Origin of the sequence: Alicyclobacillus fastidiosus (assembly GCF_026651875.1) — a bacterium.
In the GTDB taxonomy this organism is placed as follows: domain Bacteria; phylum Bacillota; class Bacilli; order Alicyclobacillales; family Alicyclobacillaceae; genus Alicyclobacillus; species Alicyclobacillus fastidiosus.
Window position 1 is genome coordinate 4922603 of record NZ_CP104067.1, and the last position, 22362, is coordinate 4944964.

Genomic DNA, 22362 nt, shown 5'->3' on the forward strand with positions numbered 1-22362 from the left:
AGCATGAACCAAACCATCCCTTGTTATCCAATGATTCCGGTTATTAATCCGTTGCCCCCGCTGCACCACTGTATATTGTGGTTTCGTCAATTTTCGCACCGGAACCGGGACCGTAGACTCAATCAATCCCGAGACCAACTATGACTGGGAAGTGATCTGACGGATAACGTCCGAGGTATTGCCTCTGATCGACTTCAAACCGGAACGGGTGAATGTCCGGTGTAAGAAACACGTAGTCAATCGTCTCACCATCCGTCCGTCCACTAAATCCGTGAAACGTTGCTGCCCGCGTTTGGCAATGATTTATAACACTAGCATCTGTCAGTTTAACTCGATTGTCAGCTAGATTCTGCTGCCCGCTCAAAAATTGAACTACCGGATTATCCGGCGTAGAGTTTAGGTCGCCCATCAAAATGGCTGGACATTGATGTTCCTGCGTAAATGATTTCAGAAATGAAGCAATGAGAACCGCGCCGTGTTCACGGGCCGATTGACTCATATGGTCGAGATGGGTATTTAGGATGAGCAATTGGCTCGCTGGAACCCTATTCTCCGACACGAGTACCCAGGTACAGATTCGAGGACACGCCGAATCCCAGCTTGTGCTCGGGACGCTTGGTGTCTCGGAAAGCCAAAATTGCCCGGATTTTTTAATCGATAGGACTGAAGAACACACGTATATCGCGCAGTGTTCGTCCTGATCTTTTCCGTCGCGGCCTTTTCCGACCCGTTCGTAGCCTGCAAGGAATATCTTAAGATCGTCCATCATGGGTACAAGAGCCTCTTGCACACCGATGATGTCTGGACCATGCTCACGTATCACTTCTCCTACACTAGACACCCTACGTGGCCATGCGTTTACCCCATCGCGCTTGACATGAACCCGCAAATTCATCGACATGACAGTGATATCCATGATTCTCAACCCCGCTTTCCAAAAGATGGTTTATGGAATTTTCATAACAAACTTGGTCACATATTGCCCGAGCGCACACAAATGTTCTAATATTACAGATCAGAACTTAAATCCTTTGTGTCTACTTCAGAGGACGTAGTTCAATTAAAATTCAATCACTATCACTCATCTATTTCTCTTTGAATGAATGCTTGTAAGCCAAGAGCCATTGCCCCACACAATCCAGCGTTATCTTCTAATCCAGGTGGAATAATATAATGATCGATATCCGAAAGTAGCGCCTCCGAACTGACATAACCATTTAAATTTTTCTGTACCTCGGTACGGATTAGGGGAAATAACTGCTTCTGATGCATCACGCCGCCACCTAAGATGATTTTCTTTGGCGAAAGCATCAGAATTGCGGAGGTAACTGCCTGACCAATATAAAATGCTTCAATATCCCATGCAGAATGGTTTGTCCCAAGGTCACTTCCTTTAATATTCCATCTCTTTTCAATAGCAGGACCTGAAGCCATCCCTTCCAAACAATCCCCATGATATGGACAACTCCCAACAAACTCATCATGTGGGTGACGTCTGATTAGAAGATGTCCCCCTTCAGGATGAACAAGGCCATGGACAAGTTTTCCCTCAGTATATACACCTATCCCGATCCCGGTACCGATTGTGAAGTACACGCAGCTATCTGAACCCTTGGCGGCACCCCATGTTGCTTCTCCTAATGCCGCAGCGTTTACATCTGTATCCCATCCAAACGGAACATGAAATTCCTTTTTTAATTTCCTTAAAAAAGGATACCTCGCCCAACCTTCCTTTGGAGTTGTTGTCACGTATCCGTATAAGGGACTAGCGGGGTCAATGTTAATCGGCCCGAACGTCCCGATTCCGATGCAATCTACTCTTTTATCTTGGAAATACGCGATCACTTCATCGAGTGTCTGATCCGGTTGTCCGGTCGGTAAGCTGATTCGATCCTCGATGAATCCGTCTTCATTTCCGTAGCCGCAAACAAATTTTGTACCTCCTGCTTCAATAGCACCGATACGCACGCCATGTTCCTCCCTTGTGATTCCGTAAGTCCAACGAACGATTCAATCCCAAAGTAATTTTACACACGCACAGGTATCATCCTGGTGGCGATTTTCTTCGGGTAAGATACGCTTTGGCATTCTACGTCTATGTTATCTCCCACAGCGATCATTTCCGGGGTACCGCCGGACTGCGCGGGACGCATTATACGCTATTGATAGAAATTACTCCTTACAAAAGCCTTAAAAAATCTTGGCTGGATACCACTTCTATGCATGGAAAGATGCACTTTCCCGTGTTTGCTGGTATCGCTCCGTTTGAGCGATCTCATTTCCGAGCAAACAAAGGAGGGACTTGCTTGCTGCAGCTAAAAGGAGAGGAAAGACAACAATCAATTATGAAAGTCACACGGGATCATTTACATTCATTCGCTGCATAGGATGAGTCGGACCTGTCAAGAGGCACTGTAATACTTTCAAGGTTCCGCAAAACTCTAACTTGATGGTATGTGTAAAGTGACTCCATCAATGACGTGCAGCATTCACTAACGGGACGGAAGCCGTCGATTGAGCAACTTGAATTCGACAGGGAAGTACGACTGGTTCCAAAGCCTTCTCTTTGTCAGATGACCATAGGTCATCCAATATTCGAACACAGTGGCGGGCCATTTCAGCTTCATCCTGAACCACATGCGTAAAGTCCCAAAAACCATTCTTGACTGGGCCACCATCAAAACAAACAATGGAAAGCTCTTCAGGAACTTTTCTGCCGATGTTTAAGCTCGCGTCGTAAACATTCTGAGCAAGGCTATCCTCCACGGCGAAGACTGCGGTGACTTCTGGGTGTTTGTTTAAAAAGTCTGAAATCCCATTCACTTGTTGACCTTTCCCATTACTGATACGGCCTTCACTTAACGTCAGATGATATTCGGATTCGGCTGTGATCCCATGGCTCTTCAGACTATCTATAAAGCCATCAAACCGATCCATTAGTGTGGAAGTCCCATGGAGCGGTAAAGAATAAAAGGCAATATTCTTGTGTCCAAGAGAAATGAGATAGTCGGTCAGTTCCTTAGCTGCACCATAGTTATCACTGGTGACGTAAGGAAGCGGAATTCCCGGGAGCGACTTGTCAACAAGAACGACGGGAAATCGATCAACGCGCAAGCTTAAAATTGCATCGTTATAATACGGTCCATTGACCGGCAGAACAATCAGCCCCTTGACGCCACATTCAACCAGTCGATGAATGCATGCTTGCTCATTTTGTTGACTACCATAACTTGCGGCCAAAACGATAGACATTCCTCGTTTATTCAAGATTTGTTCTGTGGTAGATACTATGGTCTGACCAAAAGTACCTGTGAGGAACGGAACGACAATGCCTACGAGCGGTAATCCTTCCGGAATGGAAGAATTATTCATCTCTCTACTAGAACTTGTATTGTCAGGTGAACGTAACGCATCCGACACGGGTCTAGTTTTACCAACAAATGTACCAACACCCGTCTTGCGAGTAACAATTCCCTCCGACGCTAGAATTTGTAAAGCACGATTAGTCGTAATCCTACTCACGCCGAACTTCTCCATAAGTTCTGATTCCGTGGGAAGTATTTCACCCTCTTGGAATTGTCCATTTTCTATGGCATTTTTTATTGCATGATAGACTTGCAAATATAGTGCACCCTTAGGCATTTAAATTCTCCAACCTTATCTCGAATTTTTAATATTAGGAGTACGGGAGTAACGGAGCACCACACTTTTTGTTTTCCGTTGCTCCCTGCATCCCAGATACGCCAATCAACGCTCCCTCCGGATTCGGCAACAGGTTCCTTAAAACCGAATCTACCGGGTCTTCCGTGAACTTACACCCTAGTTTTTACGGTGTTCAATTTGAGTATATCTTAACCAGCAGCTCCATGAGACAGATTACCGCGATTAACCAACAAAATTGACACATAAGTTGTTGTCAATCGAAAAGTTGACCACCTTGCAAAAGGAATGATTATCTCCCTTTTCACAAGATATCCTGGCTGTGAACGCTAGAGACCAGCTGGGTCCATTAGAATGCGAAGTTTTTAAAACAATCTCTAACGCGTCCATTACCCGCGGCCTCGCATAAAACGGCCTACTCATTCACAAGCATCTTTCGGGCCGTAGCGTAGTGGCAGGCCACTTGATGATAGCTCGTGACTGAATCCAACTTGGGACGTTGTTCGAGACAATCTGCCTGGGCAAATGGGCATCTGGCAGCAAATGGACATCCTATAGACCGCTCGTCAAGTGTGCCAATCTCGAAGGATTTTGGCAGCACTTCTTCAACCCGCCGCTCCCGTCCAGCAATCAACGGCACCGCTGAAATCAGTGATTGTGTATAAGGATGCATGGGGTTCCTTAAAATTTCATCAGTCTGCCCAAACTCCACAATATGGCCTAAATACATCACTGCGATTTTACCCGTAATGGAAATGTAACGTGCCACACGGAAATCATGCGTGATAAAAAGGAGACCCAAATTCCGCTCCTTGGACACCCGCTTGAGATAATCGAGAATTTCAACGCGTAAAGAGACATCCATCATCGAGACTGATTCATCGGCAATGAGAAAATCGGGGTTTACCGAAAGAGCGCGCGCAATGACGAGTCTCTGGCGCTGCCCACCTGACAATTGATGTGGATATTTATCCAATGTCTCCCGAGCATTTAAGCCAACGAACTCCAACAGTTCCTCCATCTTATGACTCAATTCATGACGTGACACAAGCTTATGATAGAGAAATGCATCCGCTAAAGATGAACGGATTTTGCGAACCGGGTTTAAAGCAGCATAGGGATCCTGCGGCACAACCTGAACCGTTTTCGCCCATTTTGTACGCTCCTTTTGCGAACGCAAATGAACGGGCTCCCTATCTAGAGAGATGGCTCCTTCCGATGCATCCGTCAGCCCTGCAATGACCTTCGCGAGCGTGCTCTTACCGCAGCCACTTTCACCGACCACCGAAATGAACTCTCCTCGCCGCCACGTCAAGTTAATTTGATTGACAGCATTGAATATTTTACTCTTTTTAGCAGCCGAACCTTTTAAATTAAAGCGCTTCGTGACATCCTTTAGCTCAATCATCCTTGACTTGTCGCCTCCATCTTTGCCAAGTGACAGGCAACTTCTACGCTATTGTCTAATTGCACCCGAGGCGGTTCGATCTCTGAACAAGTAGGAATCCGCAATTCACACCGTGATTGAAACGGGCAGCCACTTGGAATATTATTCAGGTTAACCGGACTCCCTTTAAGTGCTTTTGTATAATCCACTTCACCGACAAGCGGCGGGATCGAACGAATGAGTCCACGCGTGTATGGATGTGAAGGATAACGCATCACTTGTTTCGCCGGTCCTTGCTCAACCACGCGTCCTGCGTACATGACCATCACAGAATCGACAACCTCACTAATCACGGAAATGTCGTGCGTGATAAAAATGAGAGAAATTTCTCTTTCCTTGCGGATTCGATTTAGGATTTTTAAAACGGACGCCTGGCTTATCACATCTAATGCAGTTGTCGGTTCGTCTAATACGATGATTTCCGGATCTAGCAGTAATGCCAAACCGATGCTTACGCGTTGCTTCATTCCACCGGACAGTTCATGCGGAAAAGAGTTCATTACACGATTGCCGTCTAGATGCATCATATCGAACAACTCAAATGCTTTTGCGCGTGCCTTATTTTTGGCTAAACGATGCGCATGCGCGATGTCATCCACCTGTTTGCAGATTCGTAGCAATGGATTAAGGGTGTTTTGTGAAGCTTGGAAGACCATCGAGATCTTGCTCCAATAAAATTTACGACGCGTCTCTCCTTTGATATCTAAAAAATTAGGACCACCAAAGAAGTGAACTTTGCCGCCCGATATTCTACCCGGGTCGGGTACACTATTGAATAAGCCAAATGCAATGGTGCTTTTTCCGCTCCCGCTTTCACCAACAATCCCCAGGCTCTCGCCTTTTTGAATCTGAAAACTCACATCTTTCACAGCGCGAACGACACGTGTTTCAGTGGGGAATTCGATCGTTAAATTCTGGACATCTAATATGGTTTCCACGCCAACGCCTCCTAGTGCGAAACGCGTAAACGCGGATCTACCAATTCATTCACCGCATCTACGCACAATACGATCCCTGTCTGTAGTAGCACAATCGCCAAGATGGGTGCAGCAAGAAAGAGAATTGATTGTGTACTGTACATTGCACCAGAACTCCCCGTAGCAAAATTTAGCATGACACCCCAGTTGTCTGCTTTAAAAGGGACAACTCCGAGGAAAAACAGACCGACTTCACCATAGATGGCACCCGTGATAGCGAGCATCAAGTGCGTCCACACAAAAGGCATCAAATTGGGGGAAATATCATGAAACAGAACGTACCATCGTCCCAAGCCGAGCCCGCGCGAAACTTCGATAAAGCTCCGCTCCCGCAAACTCAAAACCATCGAACGAATGGCGCGGGCTAACCCACCCCAACTTGTCAGACTCAGCAGCAATGCGAGAACGACCAGATTACTCATTCCCAGACTCACCGCCAAAATTAGGAGCAGCGCAATCGAAGGAATGGTCAGAACCAAGTCTGTGATCCGCATGAGGATGGTGTCCACCACACGCCCTAAATAACCTGCTGCCAGACCGATTATGGTTCCGATTGCCATGGTGAAACAGGCAGCAAGGGCTGCCACCCATAGTACGGTCGCTGCACCTTGCACAATTTGTTGCCAAACATCACGCCCGGCGTAATCGGTCCCCAGCGGGTGATGCCAAGATGGACCTGCATAGATATCATTCGGATTAACGTTGGGTGCATGTGGGTAAAACAAGTTGCCGAACAGTGCCATGAGAACAAAGAACAAGAGGAAGACCAACCCAACCAGCCGTGATGGACGACGCTTAAAGACTTTCCAAGCAATTAACATTGCCCTTCCCCCCTTATGCTGTGATACGTGGGTCTAATTTTGAATAAGCGAAGTCAGCAAGTAGGTTGGCCGCGATAATCGTAGCAGTGGTCAAGATGAAACAACCTTGCATGACAGGATAATCGCGCGTGTTGATGGCAGTCGCCAAGAGGTTCCCAATCCCAGGAAAAGCATAAGTTCCTTCAATAAAAATAGAACCTCCAAACATCGCACCTAGACTAATCATGAAACTTGTAAATAAGGGTAAAATCGAGTTCCAGCCAAGATACCCCATCAGCGTATCCTGCGGTAGTCCGCGTAATCGAGCAGCCATCATAAAATCCTCTTTCAGTACCGTGACAGTCGATGCTTTCATCAACAAAGTCCATGAACCGAACCCTGTCAGCACATAGGTAAACACGGGCAAGATCATGTGATACAAAAAACTCAAGATAAAGGGTCCGTTCAACCCGGGTACCACATCGATACTGTACGCCCCGGAAGAAGGAAACCAGTGAATCAACACGGTAAAGATGTATAACAGAGCCACAGCCATGACAAACTGCGGAATCGCGTGCGCGACCGAGCCCACATTGTCGATCACGCTACTACTCCACCGTTCCCTCCAGGACGCACTCATCACACCGAACAGCACCCCAATGATGAAACTGATAAGCAGTCCAATGGAGACCGTAATGAGCGTCCATGGTAATGCGTTAAAAATCAGGTGAGTGACGGGAACGCCCGTCTGCATAATTGATTGACCCATATTTCCACGGATGATTTGACCCAACCATTGAATATACTGCTGCCACAATGGCTGATTCGGAATCACATTAAGAATGATACGAACCTGATCCATCGCCTGGCTGGCTGGAACCCCCTTCTGAATCAATTGTAGATACATCACCTGGACAGGACTACCAGGCATCAGGCGAACTAAGAAGAATGTCAGAGAGGCTACCACGAATATCGTCGCGATCGCCATCAAAATTCGTTTTATCCATTTCATCCCCGGTCAAGCCTTTCTCGATTGGTTTGCCATTTAAGGAACAGCCGCAACCCGACAGTGGTTACCAACATCAGCATTACGGTAAAAAGTAGGGCAAACAAATCCAGGAACTTTGAAGCTGGCGCGGTCGCGCCGAACAACGTGATAATTTCTAACACAAGTAAAAATAGGGACCAGATGAAGAAGAATCGCGCTCCGGTAACCATCTTCTCCAAAACATGCCCGCGGTGAGTAAGCTCCTTCATCACACGACCAACTCCTTCAATTTGGATTTTATTTCTTCGGTTTCATCAAACCTAACGTTTCAAAGACGACAAACGGTGTATGATACGAATAACAATTTTCAATAGCCAGATTATTTGTGTAATCGGGCCAGGTCCAATTGGCCGAGGAAATGGTGCGTCCTGCCGCTTGCCCCCAAATCGGGATCAATGGCACATCATAATTGGTTGTTTTGGCAAGTTGGTAAACGATGTTCTTTTCCTTTTGCTGTGGCATGTCTCCCAAAAGTTGTACGCTTAAAGCCATGGGATTGACCGTGCCTAGCCCAGGGACATTGATACTCTCCGGAATGGCCTCTTGCTGTTGATTCTGGGCCGTCGCTGTATTCTTCAATTGTCCCGTTGTCGATACCTGATAGTTATTATCACTGATATACAACTGATTGTAAGGCGCCGATGGATTAACATCCCCGCCGCCCCACCAGTTCGCATACACGGCATATTTTCCCAGGGGAACTTCCTGCGTCCATGTTGTGGTATCAACGACCGCTGTTTGCGCGTTAATGCCTTCTTTCTGCAACTGCGTAGAAATCGCATTCACACCGGCAAGCCAATCGGAAAGGTTGGGTACCGTGAGGTTGAAGGTAAACGGTTTTCCGTTCGGCATTACCCAGCCACTTGATGTCTTTTTAAACCCTGCAGATTCGAGTAGCTGTGCCGCTTTGTTCTGATCATAATTGTAAGCACTCAATGAGCTTAACTGGTTTGGCGTGAGCCATTGATTTTCCACGCTTGGGATCATGCCAGTAATCGTACTGGTGTTGAAATATCCAATGGGTTCACCAATTTCTTGCGCAGCAGGCCTGTCAATCGCGTAAGCCAGGGCCTGCCGGACTTTTACATTGTTAAACGGCGCTACATTCTCATTGAAATATAAAGCCATACCGCCAGTCCCTGGTGCAGAAATGTAGGAATTCTGATGCACCTTCATGACCTGCTTGTAGACTACTTGCGAATAGCCAACACCAGCATAGTCCAGCTGACCATTCTCAAGTGCACGCCACGTCACGTCGTTGGTAGTTTGATTCAACGCAATCACTTTACCGGCATTGACGTTATTGGCAAATAGATAATCCGGGTTCTTTTGATACAATTCTTGAGATGAGCTCGTGCGTACAAGCGACCAAGGCCCATTGTAAATCAGATCTGAAGCCGACATATTCGCACTTTGTGCCTTTGTGGCGTATTGTGTCAGCTCTGCGGTCGCATTCTTTGTCGATTGAGCATTCGGATTGCCGTTCCAATCCCTGACCAAAGACCAGAGGTTGCTTGGAATGAATTTTTTGTAAACCTTTGCAGGGAAAATCTCGATATTGTTCAAAATTTGACGTTCAAACATCACAGTGCTATACAAGGTATTCAGATCACGCGTGAACTCAATCGTGTGACTATTCACGATCTTCATACCACTCAAACCCCAACTTTCGGCATTACCGGTCAAAAGTTGAAGCTCAAAGGTGACGTAGACATCTTCCGCTGTCACCGGAGAACCGTCCGACCATTTAGCTTTTGGATTGATGTTGACTGTAAATGTCTTTCCGTCTTTACTCATTTCCCAATTACTAGCCAATACTTTCCAATAGTCATAGTTGCCTGTGTATTTGTACCAAGCCAACGGTACGTAGGACAAATCATTTTGAATGATGTTGTTCGAGCCGAATGGATTGGTCACACCGTTTGTGGTCCAACCACCCGCATAAGAGAGAGTGGCATTTGCCTGCTGACTATTCCCTGTTCCATCTTTGGTTGTCGCACCTTGCGAACACCCGGAGACAAGTACGATTGCTGCACCCGCTATCAAAGAGATTCTGGTTGCTTTTTTGACACGATTATTCATCAATGAACCCCCTCATCAAGTGTCAAACGGATAAAAGTGTTAAAAGAAAACGAAATGGCTTAAATCACCTAACAAGTCTTACGGTTTGAATTTCAAATGGAGTGAAGCTCAGTTGCATACCTGGTTTTCCATCCCGAATGAGTGTGATTGGCTGTTCCATCAAATCCGCAATAAACGCTTTTTCGTAAGGCAGAGATACAGAAACCGTCACTTCAACTTTAGAACCAGCAGTTTCGTATAAACGAATAATGAGATCATCGTTGTCTTCCGCCTTCTTGATGGATTCAATCATCACACTGGTAGAGTCAAGCGAAATAAATGAATCGGAATGTGATGTACCAATCTCCATCTCCGCATCCTCAACGATATGAAGCGGTACATTGAGCTCATATCCTGCACGATAAACTTGGGCTTGAACAAAATCGCCAGCGTGTGGGAAGAGACTATACGTAAATTCATGAACCGCTTGGTCCGCCTGTTCCCCAGGATAAGACGTGCTCCGCAATAGATTGATATCCAAGGTATTTTCGTGAGCTCGATGCCCATACTTACAATCATTTAACAGTGCTACACCGTAATCCGATTGCGACAAATCGATCCACTGGTGTGCACATATTTCGTCCTTGGCGAAATCCCACATCGTGTTCCGATGCGTCGGACGTTTCAGATGTCCGAACTGAATTTCGCAGTTGACGTGATCTGTATGGATATCAACAGGAAAAGCTGTACGAAGCATCTTTTCAGACTCGCGCCAATCCACATGTGTGATAAAATCGATTTGGCGACTGTCCAACGTCAATACAATCTTCTGAATCAGTTCAGATTCACCCGTACGATAGGTCTGTTGGACAATGGCTTGCGGCCCTTCAGTATAGGCTCGCACTTCCTGCAAAGTGAGCCTCATGGAATCCATTTGCCTGTAATCTGTCGGAAAATCCCAAGCATTTGCACTGTCTTGATAAACCGAAAGCAAATTCGCGTTCTGTCCAGCGGCAACCACTTCTCGCTGACACTCTTTGTCAAAAATAGAGCTAATGGAACCGTCTGCATCAAATCGAACACAGAGTAGGTCGTTCTCTAAGCAATCCTGTTCGGCATGTAATTGACTTACATTTGGCAGTGCATCTACTTCTGCCTTATCTCTACTAATAACTTGGTAGCCCATCGATGGGACGGTCGCACGCATCCACTGATCTTTGATGTACACCCATTCGTTGCGCGTCCATGGCAAAGAGTTAAATAACACCACGGATGAGCCTATCCCATTCCCGGCGGCAGGTTTTAAGAGGCTACGATAGCACGCATTTGTCAATTCGGTGACCCGTCCTAATAGGACTTTGTATTGCGCTAACGATTCATCATAGACACGCTTAATCGAAGAGCCAGGTAAAATGTCATGGAATTGGTATAGGAGTACCTCTTTCCAAATAGCCTCAAGCTCCTCAGCTGGATAGGTATATCCACCGTGTAACGATGAGAGCACTGCTGCGAATTCAAGCTCTCGCAAAGCTTTCTCCATCTTACGGTTGTATCGCTTGTTACGAGCCTGAGACGTCAATGTGCCTTGATGTAATTCGAGATATAACTCGCCACGCCAGGTTTGGAAGTGCTCAGCGCAGCTACTTAGTTTGTCGAAGAAGTCAATCGCCGGCTCTTGAACTACCGGCGATAAACCCTGAAGATTCCGTTCGCGGCTAAGACGCTCCAAATGTTCTTCGCCAGGCCCACCACCACCATCACCAATGCCAAATAGCATCAGACAATGTTCAGAAACGTTACCATCCAAATACTCTCTTTCTGCCTTCAAGATAGATCTTGGGGCAGCAGGGCTGTTATAGGTGTCCTCTGGCGGCATATGGCTAAGTACTTTGCTACCATCGATTCCCTCCCACCAAAACGAATGGTGCGGATGATCGTTATACTTGTTCCACGACAGTTTCTGAGTCATCATGTAATCGACTCCAGACTTCTTCAGAATTTGCGGCAAACTTGCCGTATATCCAAAGACATCTGGCAGCCACAGGACCTTTACGTCAATATCGAACTCTTGCTGGAAGAACCGCTTCCCATACAATATTTGGCGTACTAAAGCTTCTCCACCCGCTAAATTGGAGTCCGGCTCTACCCACATGGCGCCCTGGACCTCCCAGCGACCTTCTTTCACACGCTGTTTTACTTGTCGGTAGAGTTTCGGATGCCTCTCCTTGATCCACTGATAGAGTTGTGGTTGACTTGCACCAAACACGTAATCTGGATAGCGCTCCATCATGCGCAGGGCTGTAGAGAACGTTCTTGCTCCTTTTCGCATAGTCTCGCGAATTGGCCACAACCATGCCAAATCGATATGTGCATGACCGACTGCACTAACGGTCAAAGATGGATCCCCGCCTTGTTTCTGAAGCTCCGGAGCCAGCCATCGACGCGCTTTGTTAACGTTTTCATTTGTGATTTTTCCGAACAGACTGACTTCATACAATTTTTGCAGGATACGTTTTCTACGTACCGCCTGTTCAGGGAGATGCTCAGCTAATTCGAGTAGTACTTCCACGTCATAGTAGAGTTGTCTCATCTCTTCGTGACATATTGCAATATCAGCCTCCTTGATCCTCCCACTCCGATAATGACCAAAAAGGTCATTGTTCCCTGCATCCCCCCACAAATCAATCACTTCGTCACCACGAGCGTTCTCACTAATGTGTACGACACGCTTCCCCGGCAAACCTAAACTTAAATCAAATTCTGAATTGACATTGGTCAGCCCCTGAAAGGGCGTTCCTTCCTCGTCAACTAAGCAAACTTCACCGTTGACATCGATGAGCAAGACTATCTTTTGCCCCACTGCTTCTTCCGGGACAGCGCCTTCAAAATGGAACCAAGCACAGTCCCAACGTTCTCCCCATTTGTCCCCTGGTGTAAGAACACGTTTGTTTCCTGACATACGGTTGTCATATGAGACGGGCTCTGGAGTCACCCATGCGGTCACCGAAAGTGCCGAAATTTTAGTATAGATCTTCTCTTGAATGCGGTTACACATGTGCCGTAGTTGATTGATGTTGATGTTCTCATATGGCATAAACCTAAACACCTTTCACTACTTAAAAATCGGAGTTTTTAAAGCTATAAAACTGGATTTGGTTTTCATTCGACCTTGGCAACAACATAACCAAAAATAACTTGCATTCCGACATTTCAAAGCTCGTTTCATGCTTGGCAGATTCTCACTTTATCCTCAATCGTGATCTCGACCCTCGTCGCACGAATCTGCCTGCCATCCCCCCTCTCCCGAAATGACCTTACGTCATCCTGTTAATTTTCATTGACACGTTAGTCACTCGCTGGAAGTGTAAGGTTCAACAATTTAATTCATAAAATTCGCACATTTGATATTATAATATTTATCATGCCTAACAATTTACGTTCACGCATTCCAACACAAGCATATTTCGAGAAAACATATATAGAACTATACGGATTACAGTGACGTCCTCCAATTGAAATATGATATATATTATGTTTAATATTGATAATAGAAAGATAATTCACACAATATCCTTTGTCAATATTGTGCGATAGCTCATTTCAAATCTTACTGAGAGGACGTTGAACCACTGAAACGTTAGCGAGGGAATTTAGGGAAACACAGTGACCCAGCTGAATCCAAATTTGATATTGAAGTGTTGGCCATGGTTAACAATCGACGGAATCAAAGCGAAATCAATGTTGCGCGCGGTTGGGCGCACAAAGTTCAAGGATACCCTAAATAAGAGGAGAATGTACGATGTCTCGTCAATTTCGCGCACCTGCTGTTCCCCTCACCACAGTCGATCCCTATTTCAGCGTTTGGTCCATGTCTGACGAACTGCACGGTGATTTTACACGGCATTGGACGGGTAGACGTCACTCGATGACCGGGCTGGTTGTGATTGATGACACTGTTTGGCGGTTTCTCGGACGAGTTGAACCGAATCCGGAGCACTACTACGCAGAACCGCCTGCTATGACGCAGATTTCGGTTGAAATTGCTCCTGTATCATCTGTTTATACGTTCGAGGCAGCTGGTATCCGCTTGCGCGTCGACTTTACTACGCCGCAATTGGCGCACAATCTCAGCCTTCTCTCACGCCCGGCGTCGTATGTCACGTTTGAGGTACAGTCCAAGGATGGACGAGATCACGATGTGAAGATTTACTTTGATGTATCCGCAGAATGGTGCGTCGATTCCACCAATCAGGCCGTTGTTGCTCAACAGATGACAGATAATGGCCTTCGCGTGATGGCAATCGGTCACGAGCAACAGGATTACCTCAATCGTTCCGGTGACGATCTACGTATTGATTGGGGGTACTTTTACTTGGTTGTACACGACCAACCGACCGCCATGACTCAGATTGGCCCTGTTACACAGCGCAAGGAGTTCGCCAAATCCATCGCTTGGGAGCCATACGCTGGGGATTTCTCATTTGGACCAGTCAACCACGACCATCCAGTGATGAGTTGCGTGTTGGATTTCGGATTGGTGGGTAAATTGGCGGCTTCTCAATTCATCGTGTTGGCCTATGACGACATCTACAGTATCGAGTACTTTCACGTGAAGCTTAAAGCCTTATGGACGTACCAATTCAGCACAACCCAGGACTTGCTGTCGGCCGTCGTGCATGAATACGACGAAGTCATGCGCGCTTGCCGGGCGTTTAATCGCGACTTGGTGTCGAATGCGATTCAATCGGGCGGTCAGAAGTACGCCGACTTACTATCTCTTGCGTACCGCCAGGCCATTGCAGCCCACAAGCTTGTCTTAGACGAAAACGGGGCTGTGCTATTTCTCTCAAAAGAGTGCTTCAGTAATGGATGCATTGCAACAGTCGATGTCAGTTACCCCTCCATTCCCCTCTTCCTCCTATACAATCCGGAGCTTGTTAAAGGAATGATGCGGCCTATATTCAAGTACGCTGCGAGCGACGTCTGGCCGTTTAACTTTGCGCCTCATGATGTCGGCCAGTACCCACTAGCCAATGGACAGGTCTACTCAGGTACCCGCATCGAGGGACAAATGCCTGTCGAGGAGTGTGGCAACATGCTCGTGATGATGGCGGCTGTCTGCCTAGTCGAAGGTGACGTTTCATTTGCCAATGAGAATTGGTCCCTCATTTCTACGTGGGCCGAATACCTGTTGAATCACGGTTTAGACCCTGACCATCAACTCTGTACAGACGATTTTGCTGGACACCTGGCTCACAACGCAAACCTCTCCATAAAAGCCATCATGGGAATCGTCAGTTATGGGCTGCTGTGCGGCATGATGGGGGATAAGGACAAGGAACAAGCGTTGCTCAATACAGCCCGCCAGATGACGAGTACGTGGGAAGAAATGGCACGAGAGGGAGAGCACTACCGTCTGGCATTTGACCAGCCTGGTACCTGGAGTCTCAAATACAATCTCATTTGGGACGTGATTTTTGACACGAACGTGTTTGACCCACGAGTACGCCAGAAGGAAGTTCAGTGGTACTTCAAAATGCAGAATCAATACGGTATTCCGCTCGATAATAGAAGGCCGTACACCAAGTCGGATTGGCTTGTGTGGGTGGCCTCGCTCAGCGATAACGACGAAGATTTTGAACGGTTGATGGATCCGCTGTGGGACTTTGTCAATGAATCACCTGACAGGGTTCCGTTTACAGATTGGTATGACACAGTTACAGGTCGATGGATCGGCTTTCAACACCGCAGTGTAGTCGGGGGACTTTTTATCAAGCTGTTGAAAGACAATTGGGAGAAATTAACCAGTCACGTTGATTGAGCGAAACGCGTGCCCTGTCCAACGAGTTACCTTGGTACATCGTACTAGATGTTAGCGCTTAACTTAGGGGGGTGATGAAAACATAACCGTAAAATTGCTATACCTGGTTTGACTAGCCTTACACAAGACAGGAGGATTTACAAATGTCGAAACACTCAGTTAAGTCTATGTTAGCTATTAGCGCTGCCTTGACTACGGGGCTGATCACATTGTCTCCAACACTGGCTGCGGCAGGGGTGGAGCCCAGTCAACAAGTAAATCAAACTACGCCGGCAACCCAAAACCTTTGGATTAAGTTCTCGAAGGCCAAGACTTTGCTGACAGCGGATATCCAGAACTCCAGTCCAGACGTGCAACTGGCGGCCACCACCCTGCGGGTGCATATAACCAGCAACAACGTTCAAGTCGAATTTATCTTTTCCAGCGGCCGGAAGACGAATTCTGGTTGAAAAATGCTGTGCCGAAGGATATCGAAGTCAAACAGTTGTCTTACTCGAATAGTGACCCCAATGGAGTACTGAAAGCCTTGCTAACTCAGTTTGGTAAGGATGTGAAAGGTGCAATTATTACTGATCCGAACAATCCGGACACAGTGAATGTCGCCACGACCATGGCTGGCATCGACGACGCAATGGTCATTACGCCCAGCCAAGAGACGTTGGTTGAGAGCTACGGTATCAAAATCCTTCACGATTTTCGAGACGATCACCTAACGGGTACTGTGGCTACGTATCAGTGGGCGGTCCAACATTTACTTCCTCAGACCACGAACAAAGACTTAGTCATGCTGGACCCGAGCATTCAAGGGTACATTCGAGATTACGCTATTGCTACGAAATCATTTGTGTTTTATTTGACCTCAACGGATCCTGACCAGAAGGCATTGATGGATGAAATATTAAAATACACGCCATCAAACACCCCAATCCTTGGTTATATCCCAAATGAGGGCCCCGACGTCGCGGAACTTAGTAGCCAGGGTCATTTTCTAAACGCCTCTGACTACCTGGACAATGAGTCGGTGTGGGCTTCGATGCCAAGTCCTCCGAGTCTCAAGCAACCTAAGCTTCCAGCCGTTAATGCAAAGTCCAACACTGTATATGTAGCCTTTTTGGTCAGCGATGGGGACAACGCGCAATACGTCCAACATCGCATGCAGAATCTCTGGCAAGACCCAGATTTGGGTAAGGTACCTGTTGGATGGACGATTGCACCAGGCATGATTAATTTCGCGCCAACAATCATTTCCTACTACTACAAACATCTACCTAAAAACAGCGAATTGCTTCCAGGTCCCTCGGGAATTGGCTATGCGACTGCCGAAACCGGTTCAAACTTGGAACAATTTGCAAGTCTAACCGGAGAAATTATGCGACGTGATGATATGAGTACTGTGGATTATTGGGGTTCGCCGACGGCTCTGGACACATTTGCGAAAGCCTCTGGCGTATCGAACATTTCTTTTGACGCGCCGCTGGCTTACGAAACCGTTGGACACACTGTGATTAATGAGCAAACCAGCGGTTACATTTCGGATCCAAATGATTTATTAAATACAATTGAGCAACAAGCTGCGACTGAGCAACAAGGTAGTCCATTGTTCCTTGAGCCCTTAATTGATGCATGGAATTTAACCCCCACCGATATATACAATGTTGCGCAGGAATTAATTGAAAGTGGCCAACAGACAGGTAAAAAATATGTTTTTTTGACCCCAAGTCAATTGTCCTCGACGATGAAGAATTATTACAGCACTCATAGTACTGGCTCACCTTCAGGGGATGCTCCATACAATCCGCCTGGTAATATCATCTCAAATCCAAGCGGAGAGAATGGGACCACGGGCTGGGTCGTTGCTTATGATGGGCAATATTCTACCCTAACAAGTACATCGTATAATGGTTCTTCCGCTCTTGAATGGAAAATTAACGATAATACAGGCAGCGAGGATTGGGTGTCATATTATCCACCTGTTCAAAACGGAAAGACATATACGTTCTCCGTACAAGTAGCAGGATCAGGTCAGGCCTTTATGGATGTATGGGATGGAACACAGGACATACAAACCATACCCGTCAAACTAACCAGCGGGTTCCAAACACTAACTTGGACAGGGACTATTCCTAACAACGCACCCGGAGGACAAGATGGATCTGCTCCCCAACTTCAGGTTCGTGAGTCTGTAGGGTCACCAACTGTGTACATTCGCGATGCCAGCGTAGTGCCCTCTACTCCCCTTTCGTAGTCAAAAACCCGCGGGGAGATCTCCTCGCGGGTCTTCCAACTGTGATCGTCCGTCTGGCACTTCAATTGCTGTGGTGTCGGAGGGAATCTGCAAAGGTACGCTCACTCGATTAGGAAAGGGCACGTCTTGCAGATGTCTGGGTTTCTTGTACTCCATAATCCACGAGTTCAAGCTTGTCGCCGGATTTACTTACGCATTCGTCGAACTCTTTGCAGCCTCGAGCGGGCGATCCGGGTGAACCAGCAACCATAAACCGGCTCCCACCAACGCTGCTATCGCCATTACACTTAGGGAAGTCGCCCAGTTGGAAGTAAGGGAGACAAGGATGGCGGTAAAGATCGGGCCGAGTGCACCAGAAAAGTTACCCCAGAAGTTCGCCCATCCTGTAACCGATCCAGTCATGTTTCCACCAAGATCCGTACATGTCGACCAAATGGACACCTGAACCATTCCCACAGCTCCGAGAGAAATCATAAAGCATAGCATCATGAGCCAAGTGATGGAAATTTGGCTGCCGATGATGAGAAAGGCTGCAGCAATCACGAATCCAGCGGCAGCAAACGGTGTTCTTGCACGCAGTTTTGATCCGGTCCGTGCGTAGACCCGATCTTGCCAAGCACCGACAACGAACACCATGACAAATAGGGCAACCCATGGTAGCGAGGATGCATAGCCCATCGATTTCAAAGAAAATCCACGGGCCTTTACAAGATATGTGGGTAACCACGTAGAGTAAAAGCTTTGAATCAGAATGAGAAAGAAATATTGCAATCCAAACGCCCAAAAGCGATAGTTCGAAATAAAACGCCCCCAGTCACGCCACCCAGCTGCGTCCCGAACAATCGTTGAATCGTAGCCAGCCGCAATGTGCTGAAGTTCCTCAGCGGAAATCGCGGGGTGATCTTGCGGTTTGTCTCGATAGAATATCCACCAAAGGATACCCATAAGAGCTCCGGCTACACCATAGATGTAAAATGCCCATCTCCACCCGAGCGCTTGCACAATGGCAATCGTCAGAGGGGCGCCAATAATGGGGCCGAGGTACAAACCACCTAGCAAAATAGAGTTTGCCCGTGCACGTTCATGACTTGGAAACCATCGTTTGATGGAGTTCACAGACGCTGGCCAATCCGCAGCTTGCCCGACACCGAGTAATCCGCGAATTCCGACAAATCCAGCGACACTTGACCCAATGGTCGTGAGGATGGTCCATAGAGACCACCACAAATCAGCAAGTGTCAGGGCTTTCCGTGACCCCCAACGCTCGCTCAATATACCACCAGGTACTTGTAAGAAAGCGTAGGTCCACGAGAACGAGGTGAGAATCAAGCTCATACTGAAGAGGGAGAAATGAAACTGCTTTTGGATAATGGGTGCCGACACCGTCATATTGGTTCTGTCAAGGGACATAATAAAAGTGAGTGGAAAGATAATGAGGTACATCAGCTTCCAACGTACTCCACTTCTTGGAGCAGCCTGCTTCGTCATGAGGACTCCCCCCATTAACCGGTCTTAACCGGTGAATGACTTCAAGTATTCACACTCAAACAAAAGACCTCCCATACAATTCTGGACGCCTGTGAATCGAGGATGGGAGCTTCCTCCGAACATCCGCGACACGGGACAAATCGATCTCGCAGGGAATCAAGGTTTCGACTTCCGATCCGGTTGCCATGTGTACACCCATTGGATCCACAACCAAACTATTGCCACAGTAATGATCACTGACTTGATCACAAGCAGCGACAAATAACGTATTCTCCAGCGCTCTCGCAGTAACGAGTGTCTTCCAATGGTGTTCCTTGAGAGGGCCACGGACCCAACCAGAAGGGACGATAATGATGTCAGCCCCCTGTATGGCTTGATAGCGAGCGATTTCCGGGAATCGAAGTTCATAGCAGACGAACATACCAATCTTTCCGAAGGGGGTGTCGACGGGATCAAACAAGTGATCACCTGGTTTGATGTGTTCCGACTCTTTGGCCCCAAATGCGTCGTATAGATGGGTCTTCCGGTAGCTTCCAACAATGGAACCGTTGGAATCGACCATCACTGTTGTGTTGTATACCCGGTCGTCATCAGCATCCTCAGTGGATTCCCGCATCCCGAAGACCAGCCATGTGTTATGCTTCTGAGCTAATTCGCACATGGAGGTTACAAACCGACCGTCTAGCGGTTCGGAATCTGCTTTTACAACGTCATGCGGTGTACCTGCCGGAAAATGACTCATATACACTTCCGGAAATACAACCATGTCACTACCGTATACGTCCACAGACTTGCCAATCGCATCCCGAGCTTTTTGCAAATTGAGTTGCTTATCATCGGTGGATCCTAGTTGTGCAAGGACAATTCGAACGGACATGATCTGGAAACACCTCGCCTCTGAACGAAATATTCAAATATTTTCAGGGAACAAGTTTATCTATGATTGATGTACTTATAAGCTCCAGAGATATTCATCAATGGTTCGCCGGCATCCAGACGTTGTGTAATGGTCTCGCGCTGTTCTCTTTCGTACGCATCTTTCGCGATCGCGAGGAGTTCCTCGTTTGTCCCATGCAACACCATCACACCACTGGAATCACCTAGAATAATGTCACCGGGCATGACAACGGCTCCGGAAATCGACACTGGCACATGAATGTTTCCCTCAATACCTAATCCACGTGTCGTAATCGCGGTAATGGAACGGTAATACACTTGCAGACTGAGTTCTCGGAGCTCATCTAGGTCGGTTATTCCTCCGTCGATCACGATGCCTGAGGCTCCACGTACCTGTGTTGCGTAAGCCACCATTCCGCCTACCGCAGCGCGATCGTAGTCCCCGTTCATATCGACCACAAGCACGTCACCAGCCTCAAGTTCATTTACGGCGATGTGTACTGCGGACGAATCAAGGTGCGGGATCTTCACGGTAACGGCACGCCCAACCAGTTTCCCTCCGGATAAACTTTTAAGCCCCTTCATGAACCCGGTATCGGTCATATGACCAATCGTGGAAGGGCTAACTTTCCTTAATCGAGATAACAGTTCCTCGTCAACACGTTTCGGCTTCTCGTGAATAGTAATCATAGACACAGTCCCTCCTTGTACAACTGTTTTTATGTATGACAATAAGAAGGTCTGTATTCCCGTCCGGTAAAAGTAGCTACCACGTAAAAGGGGGTGTCCCAAAAGTCAATTTTGGATTTTTGAAGCCCCACTTTGATTAAGAATTCCTTAAAACAAAAAGCCTCCATCTCCACTTTCACTGTGGATTTGGAGGCTTTTCTATATGATGTTGGGACTGGATGATTTGGTACGACCCTTTTGGGACAGCCCCCAGGCCGTAGAGAAAGTTCTTGACAGCCTACCTCATGTCCGGTCGTACTCTTCAAGACGATTTTTCTGGGTTACCTTTATGAAATACGCTCGGAACGCCAACTCGAACAAGAAGTGAAAACGAACGTTGCAGAACACTCCCATCCAGTTCATGGATGTCGATTACCACAATGCAATGAACATCAGATTTGGTCTCTCTTACGGGACTAACCTTGAGCGACACAAGCGCCACAACGATTGTCTCTAACCTCATTTCTAGAGCTGTTAACCCTGTTTCCTCTAACGCTCTCTTCTTGCAGATTCCTCTACAGACTCTCCAACTTCCATACAACCGCCTGGAATACCCCAAGTATTATCTTCGCAATATCTAACTAACAAAATTCTATTTTGACCATCGAGTACGATGATAGTTGGTCGTACATATTTCGGTACAAAAGGCATTGTCATTAAATTCCCTCCTCATTTTTCACATATCGATACTACTGCGCATAACTGCCCCTGTGCGACAGAAGGGCATTCCTTCGCCACCGTATAATAATACGGAAAACAAGTTATATTTTTTTCCAGTTTTCTGTACTGATGAGTTATATCCTACTGTAGAATAAAACAAAGAATCCTAAAATAGGGTTGAATTATCATGATTGGTATCTTCATCTCTCCTTTATCTGTATTCAAGGAGGTTTTAAGCAGCAAAAGCTACACGACTAGAACGGTTTAAGGAGATGATTTAATGAAGTTGATTTTGAAATCTATTTTTTGGAGATTGGGAATAGGGTTATGCTTCTCCGCTATTGCGATCTTGGCATCTGTTATTTCATCAAAGTGGTCCATTTCGAGTCACTGGCTTGGGATCTTTGGATTGATTGTTATGGCGTCTGCAGTGCTCCCATTTATCGGAGGTAGTAAATCATCTCCACAGGTAGCGTGGATGAGACCTCAATCGTATATGGATGAGTTTAAGCAATCAAGAGGGTATGCT

17 protein-coding genes and 2 pseudogenes are annotated in these 22362 nt (G+C 46.9%); 5 read left to right on the plus strand and 14 right to left on the minus strand.

Annotated elements, in window-relative coordinates:
• Positions 1–118: 118 nt before the first annotated feature.
• A complete protein-coding gene (locus NZD89_RS24060) occupies positions 119–916 on the minus strand; it encodes an endonuclease/exonuclease/phosphatase family protein (RefSeq protein ID WP_268005215.1) in 798 nt (265 codons plus the stop codon).
• Positions 917–1077: 161 nt separating this feature from the next.
• Positions 1078–1968 carry an ROK family protein gene (locus NZD89_RS24065; RefSeq protein WP_268005216.1) on the minus strand — a complete coding sequence of 297 codons (891 nt, stop codon included), beginning with the start codon at positions 1966–1968 and terminating at the stop codon, positions 1078–1080.
• A gap of 194 nt (positions 1969–2162) precedes the next feature.
• Here NZD89_RS24065 and NZD89_RS24070 point away from each other — a divergent pair.
• Positions 2163–2304: pseudogene (locus NZD89_RS24070) on the plus strand (recombinase family protein); the annotation flags it as partial.
• Between the two features lie 168 nt (positions 2305–2472).
• On the opposite strand, the gene NZD89_RS24075 reads toward NZD89_RS24070, so the two are convergent.
• From NZD89_RS24075 to NZD89_RS24110, 8 genes are all read right to left on the minus strand, one after another.
• Positions 2473–3642, minus strand: coding sequence for a GntR family transcriptional regulator (locus NZD89_RS24075; RefSeq protein WP_268005217.1), 1170 nt, complete (start codon positions 3640–3642; stop codon positions 2473–2475).
• Positions 3643–4075: 433 nt separating this feature from the next.
• A complete protein-coding gene (locus NZD89_RS24080) occupies positions 4076–5068 on the minus strand; it encodes an ABC transporter ATP-binding protein (RefSeq protein WP_268005218.1) in 993 nt (330 codons plus the stop codon).
• Complete coding sequence (locus NZD89_RS24085) at positions 5065–6045, minus strand: ABC transporter ATP-binding protein (RefSeq protein ID WP_268005219.1); 981 nt, start codon at positions 6043–6045, stop codon at positions 5065–5067. The genes NZD89_RS24080 and NZD89_RS24085 overlap by 4 nt, the downstream gene beginning before the upstream one ends.
• A gap of 11 nt (positions 6046–6056) precedes the next feature.
• Positions 6057–6905, minus strand: coding sequence for an ABC transporter permease (locus NZD89_RS24090; RefSeq protein ID WP_268005220.1), 849 nt, complete (start codon positions 6903–6905; stop codon positions 6057–6059).
• Positions 6906–6918: 13 nt separating this feature from the next.
• A complete protein-coding gene (locus tag NZD89_RS24095; RefSeq protein WP_268005221.1) occupies positions 6919–7875 on the minus strand; it encodes an ABC transporter permease in 957 nt (318 codons plus the stop codon).
• 17 nt (positions 7876–7892) lie between these two features.
• Positions 7893–8144, minus strand: a complete 252-nt coding sequence (locus tag NZD89_RS24100; RefSeq protein WP_268005222.1) for a hypothetical protein — start codon at positions 8142–8144, stop codon at positions 7893–7895.
• 25 nt (positions 8145–8169) lie between these two features.
• Positions 8170–10014 (minus strand): ABC transporter substrate-binding protein, encoded by a 1845-nt coding sequence (locus NZD89_RS24105; protein ID WP_268005223.1) that lies wholly within the window; start codon positions 10012–10014, stop codon positions 8170–8172.
• 64 nt (positions 10015–10078) lie between these two features.
• Positions 10079–13087, minus strand: a complete 3009-nt coding sequence (locus tag NZD89_RS24110; RefSeq protein WP_268005224.1) for an alpha-mannosidase — start codon at positions 13085–13087, stop codon at positions 10079–10081.
• Positions 13088–13792: 705 nt separating this feature from the next.
• Here NZD89_RS24110 and NZD89_RS24115 point away from each other — a divergent pair.
• The 3 genes from NZD89_RS24115 (at position 13793) to NZD89_RS24125 (ending at position 18059) form a co-directional block, all read left to right on the plus strand.
• A complete protein-coding gene (locus NZD89_RS24115) occupies positions 13793–15814 on the plus strand; it encodes a glutaminase family protein (RefSeq protein WP_268005225.1) in 2022 nt (673 codons plus the stop codon).
• Between the two features lie 143 nt (positions 15815–15957).
• A complete protein-coding gene (locus NZD89_RS24120; protein WP_268005226.1) occupies positions 15958–16263 on the plus strand; it encodes a hypothetical protein in 306 nt (101 codons plus the stop codon).
• Positions 16260–18059 carry a hypothetical protein gene (locus NZD89_RS24125; RefSeq protein WP_326492889.1) on the plus strand — a complete coding sequence of 600 codons (1800 nt, stop codon included), beginning with the start codon at positions 16260–16262 and terminating at the stop codon, positions 18057–18059. Before NZD89_RS24120 ends, NZD89_RS24125 begins: the two co-directional genes overlap by 4 nt.
• 189 nt (positions 18060–18248) lie before the next feature.
• Here NZD89_RS24125 and NZD89_RS24130 read toward each other — a convergent pair whose 3' ends face one another.
• The 3 genes from NZD89_RS24130 to NZD89_RS24140 are packed head-to-tail and all read right to left on the minus strand — an operon-like array spanning position 18249 to position 21134.
• Positions 18249–19547: an MFS transporter gene (locus NZD89_RS24130; protein ID WP_268005227.1), complete on the minus strand. Its 1299-nt coding sequence runs from the start codon at positions 19545–19547 to the stop codon at positions 18249–18251.
• 55 nt (positions 19548–19602) lie between these two features.
• Positions 19603–20424 (minus strand): carbon-nitrogen hydrolase family protein, encoded by an 822-nt coding sequence (locus NZD89_RS24135; RefSeq protein ID WP_268005228.1) that lies wholly within the window; start codon positions 20422–20424, stop codon positions 19603–19605.
• A 56-nt stretch (positions 20425–20480) separates the two neighbouring features.
• Positions 20481–21134 carry an RraA family protein gene (locus NZD89_RS24140; RefSeq protein ID WP_268005229.1) on the minus strand — a complete coding sequence of 218 codons (654 nt, stop codon included), beginning with the start codon at positions 21132–21134 and terminating at the stop codon, positions 20481–20483.
• Between the two features lie 273 nt (positions 21135–21407).
• Here NZD89_RS24140 and NZD89_RS24145 point away from each other — a divergent pair.
• Positions 21408–21515: pseudogene (locus NZD89_RS24145) on the plus strand (transposase); the annotation flags it as partial.
• A 147-nt stretch (positions 21516–21662) separates the two neighbouring features.
• On the opposite strand, the gene NZD89_RS24150 reads toward NZD89_RS24145, so the two are convergent.
• Positions 21663–21830: an NUDIX domain-containing protein gene (locus NZD89_RS24150; protein WP_268005230.1), complete on the minus strand. Its 168-nt coding sequence runs from the start codon at positions 21828–21830 to the stop codon at positions 21663–21665.
• Positions 21831–22362: the final 532 nt, after the last annotated feature.

Excerpts from the sequence above, each read along its gene's own strand:
- NZD89_RS24060 (WP_268005215.1), bottom strand. The coding sequence starts at position 916 with ATGGATATCACTGTCATGTCGATGAATTTGCGGGTTCATGTCAAGCGC.
- NZD89_RS24075 (WP_268005217.1), bottom strand. The coding sequence starts at position 3,642 with ATGCCTAAGGGTGCACTATATTTGCAAGTCTATCATGCAATAAAAAAT.
- NZD89_RS24080 (WP_268005218.1), bottom strand. The coding sequence starts at position 5,068 with ATGATTGAGCTAAAGGATGTCACGAAGCGCTTTAATTTAAAAGGTTCG.
- NZD89_RS24090 (WP_268005220.1), bottom strand. The coding sequence starts at position 6,905 with ATGTTAATTGCTTGGAAAGTCTTTAAGCGTCGTCCATCACGGCTGGTT.
- NZD89_RS24105 (WP_268005223.1), bottom strand. The coding sequence starts at position 10,014 with ATGAATAATCGTGTCAAAAAAGCAACCAGAATCTCTTTGATAGCGGGT.
- NZD89_RS24110 (WP_268005224.1), bottom strand. The coding sequence starts at position 13,087 with ATGCCATATGAGAACATCAACATCAATCAACTACGGCACATGTGTAAC.
- NZD89_RS24115 (WP_268005225.1), top strand. The coding sequence starts at position 13,793 with ATGTCTCGTCAATTTCGCGCACCTGCTGTTCCCCTCACCACAGTCGAT.
- NZD89_RS24120 (WP_268005226.1), top strand. The coding sequence starts at position 15,958 with ATGTCGAAACACTCAGTTAAGTCTATGTTAGCTATTAGCGCTGCCTTG.
- NZD89_RS24130 (WP_268005227.1), bottom strand. The coding sequence starts at position 19,547 with ATGACGAAGCAGGCTGCTCCAAGAAGTGGAGTACGTTGGAAGCTGATG.
- NZD89_RS24135 (WP_268005228.1), bottom strand. The coding sequence starts at position 20,424 with ATGTCCGTTCGAATTGTCCTTGCACAACTAGGATCCACCGATGATAAG.
- NZD89_RS24140 (WP_268005229.1), bottom strand. The coding sequence starts at position 21,134 with ATGATTACTATTCACGAGAAGCCGAAACGTGTTGACGAGGAACTGTTA.
- NZD89_RS24150 (WP_268005230.1), bottom strand. The coding sequence starts at position 21,830 with ATGACAATGCCTTTTGTACCGAAATATGTACGACCAACTATCATCGTA.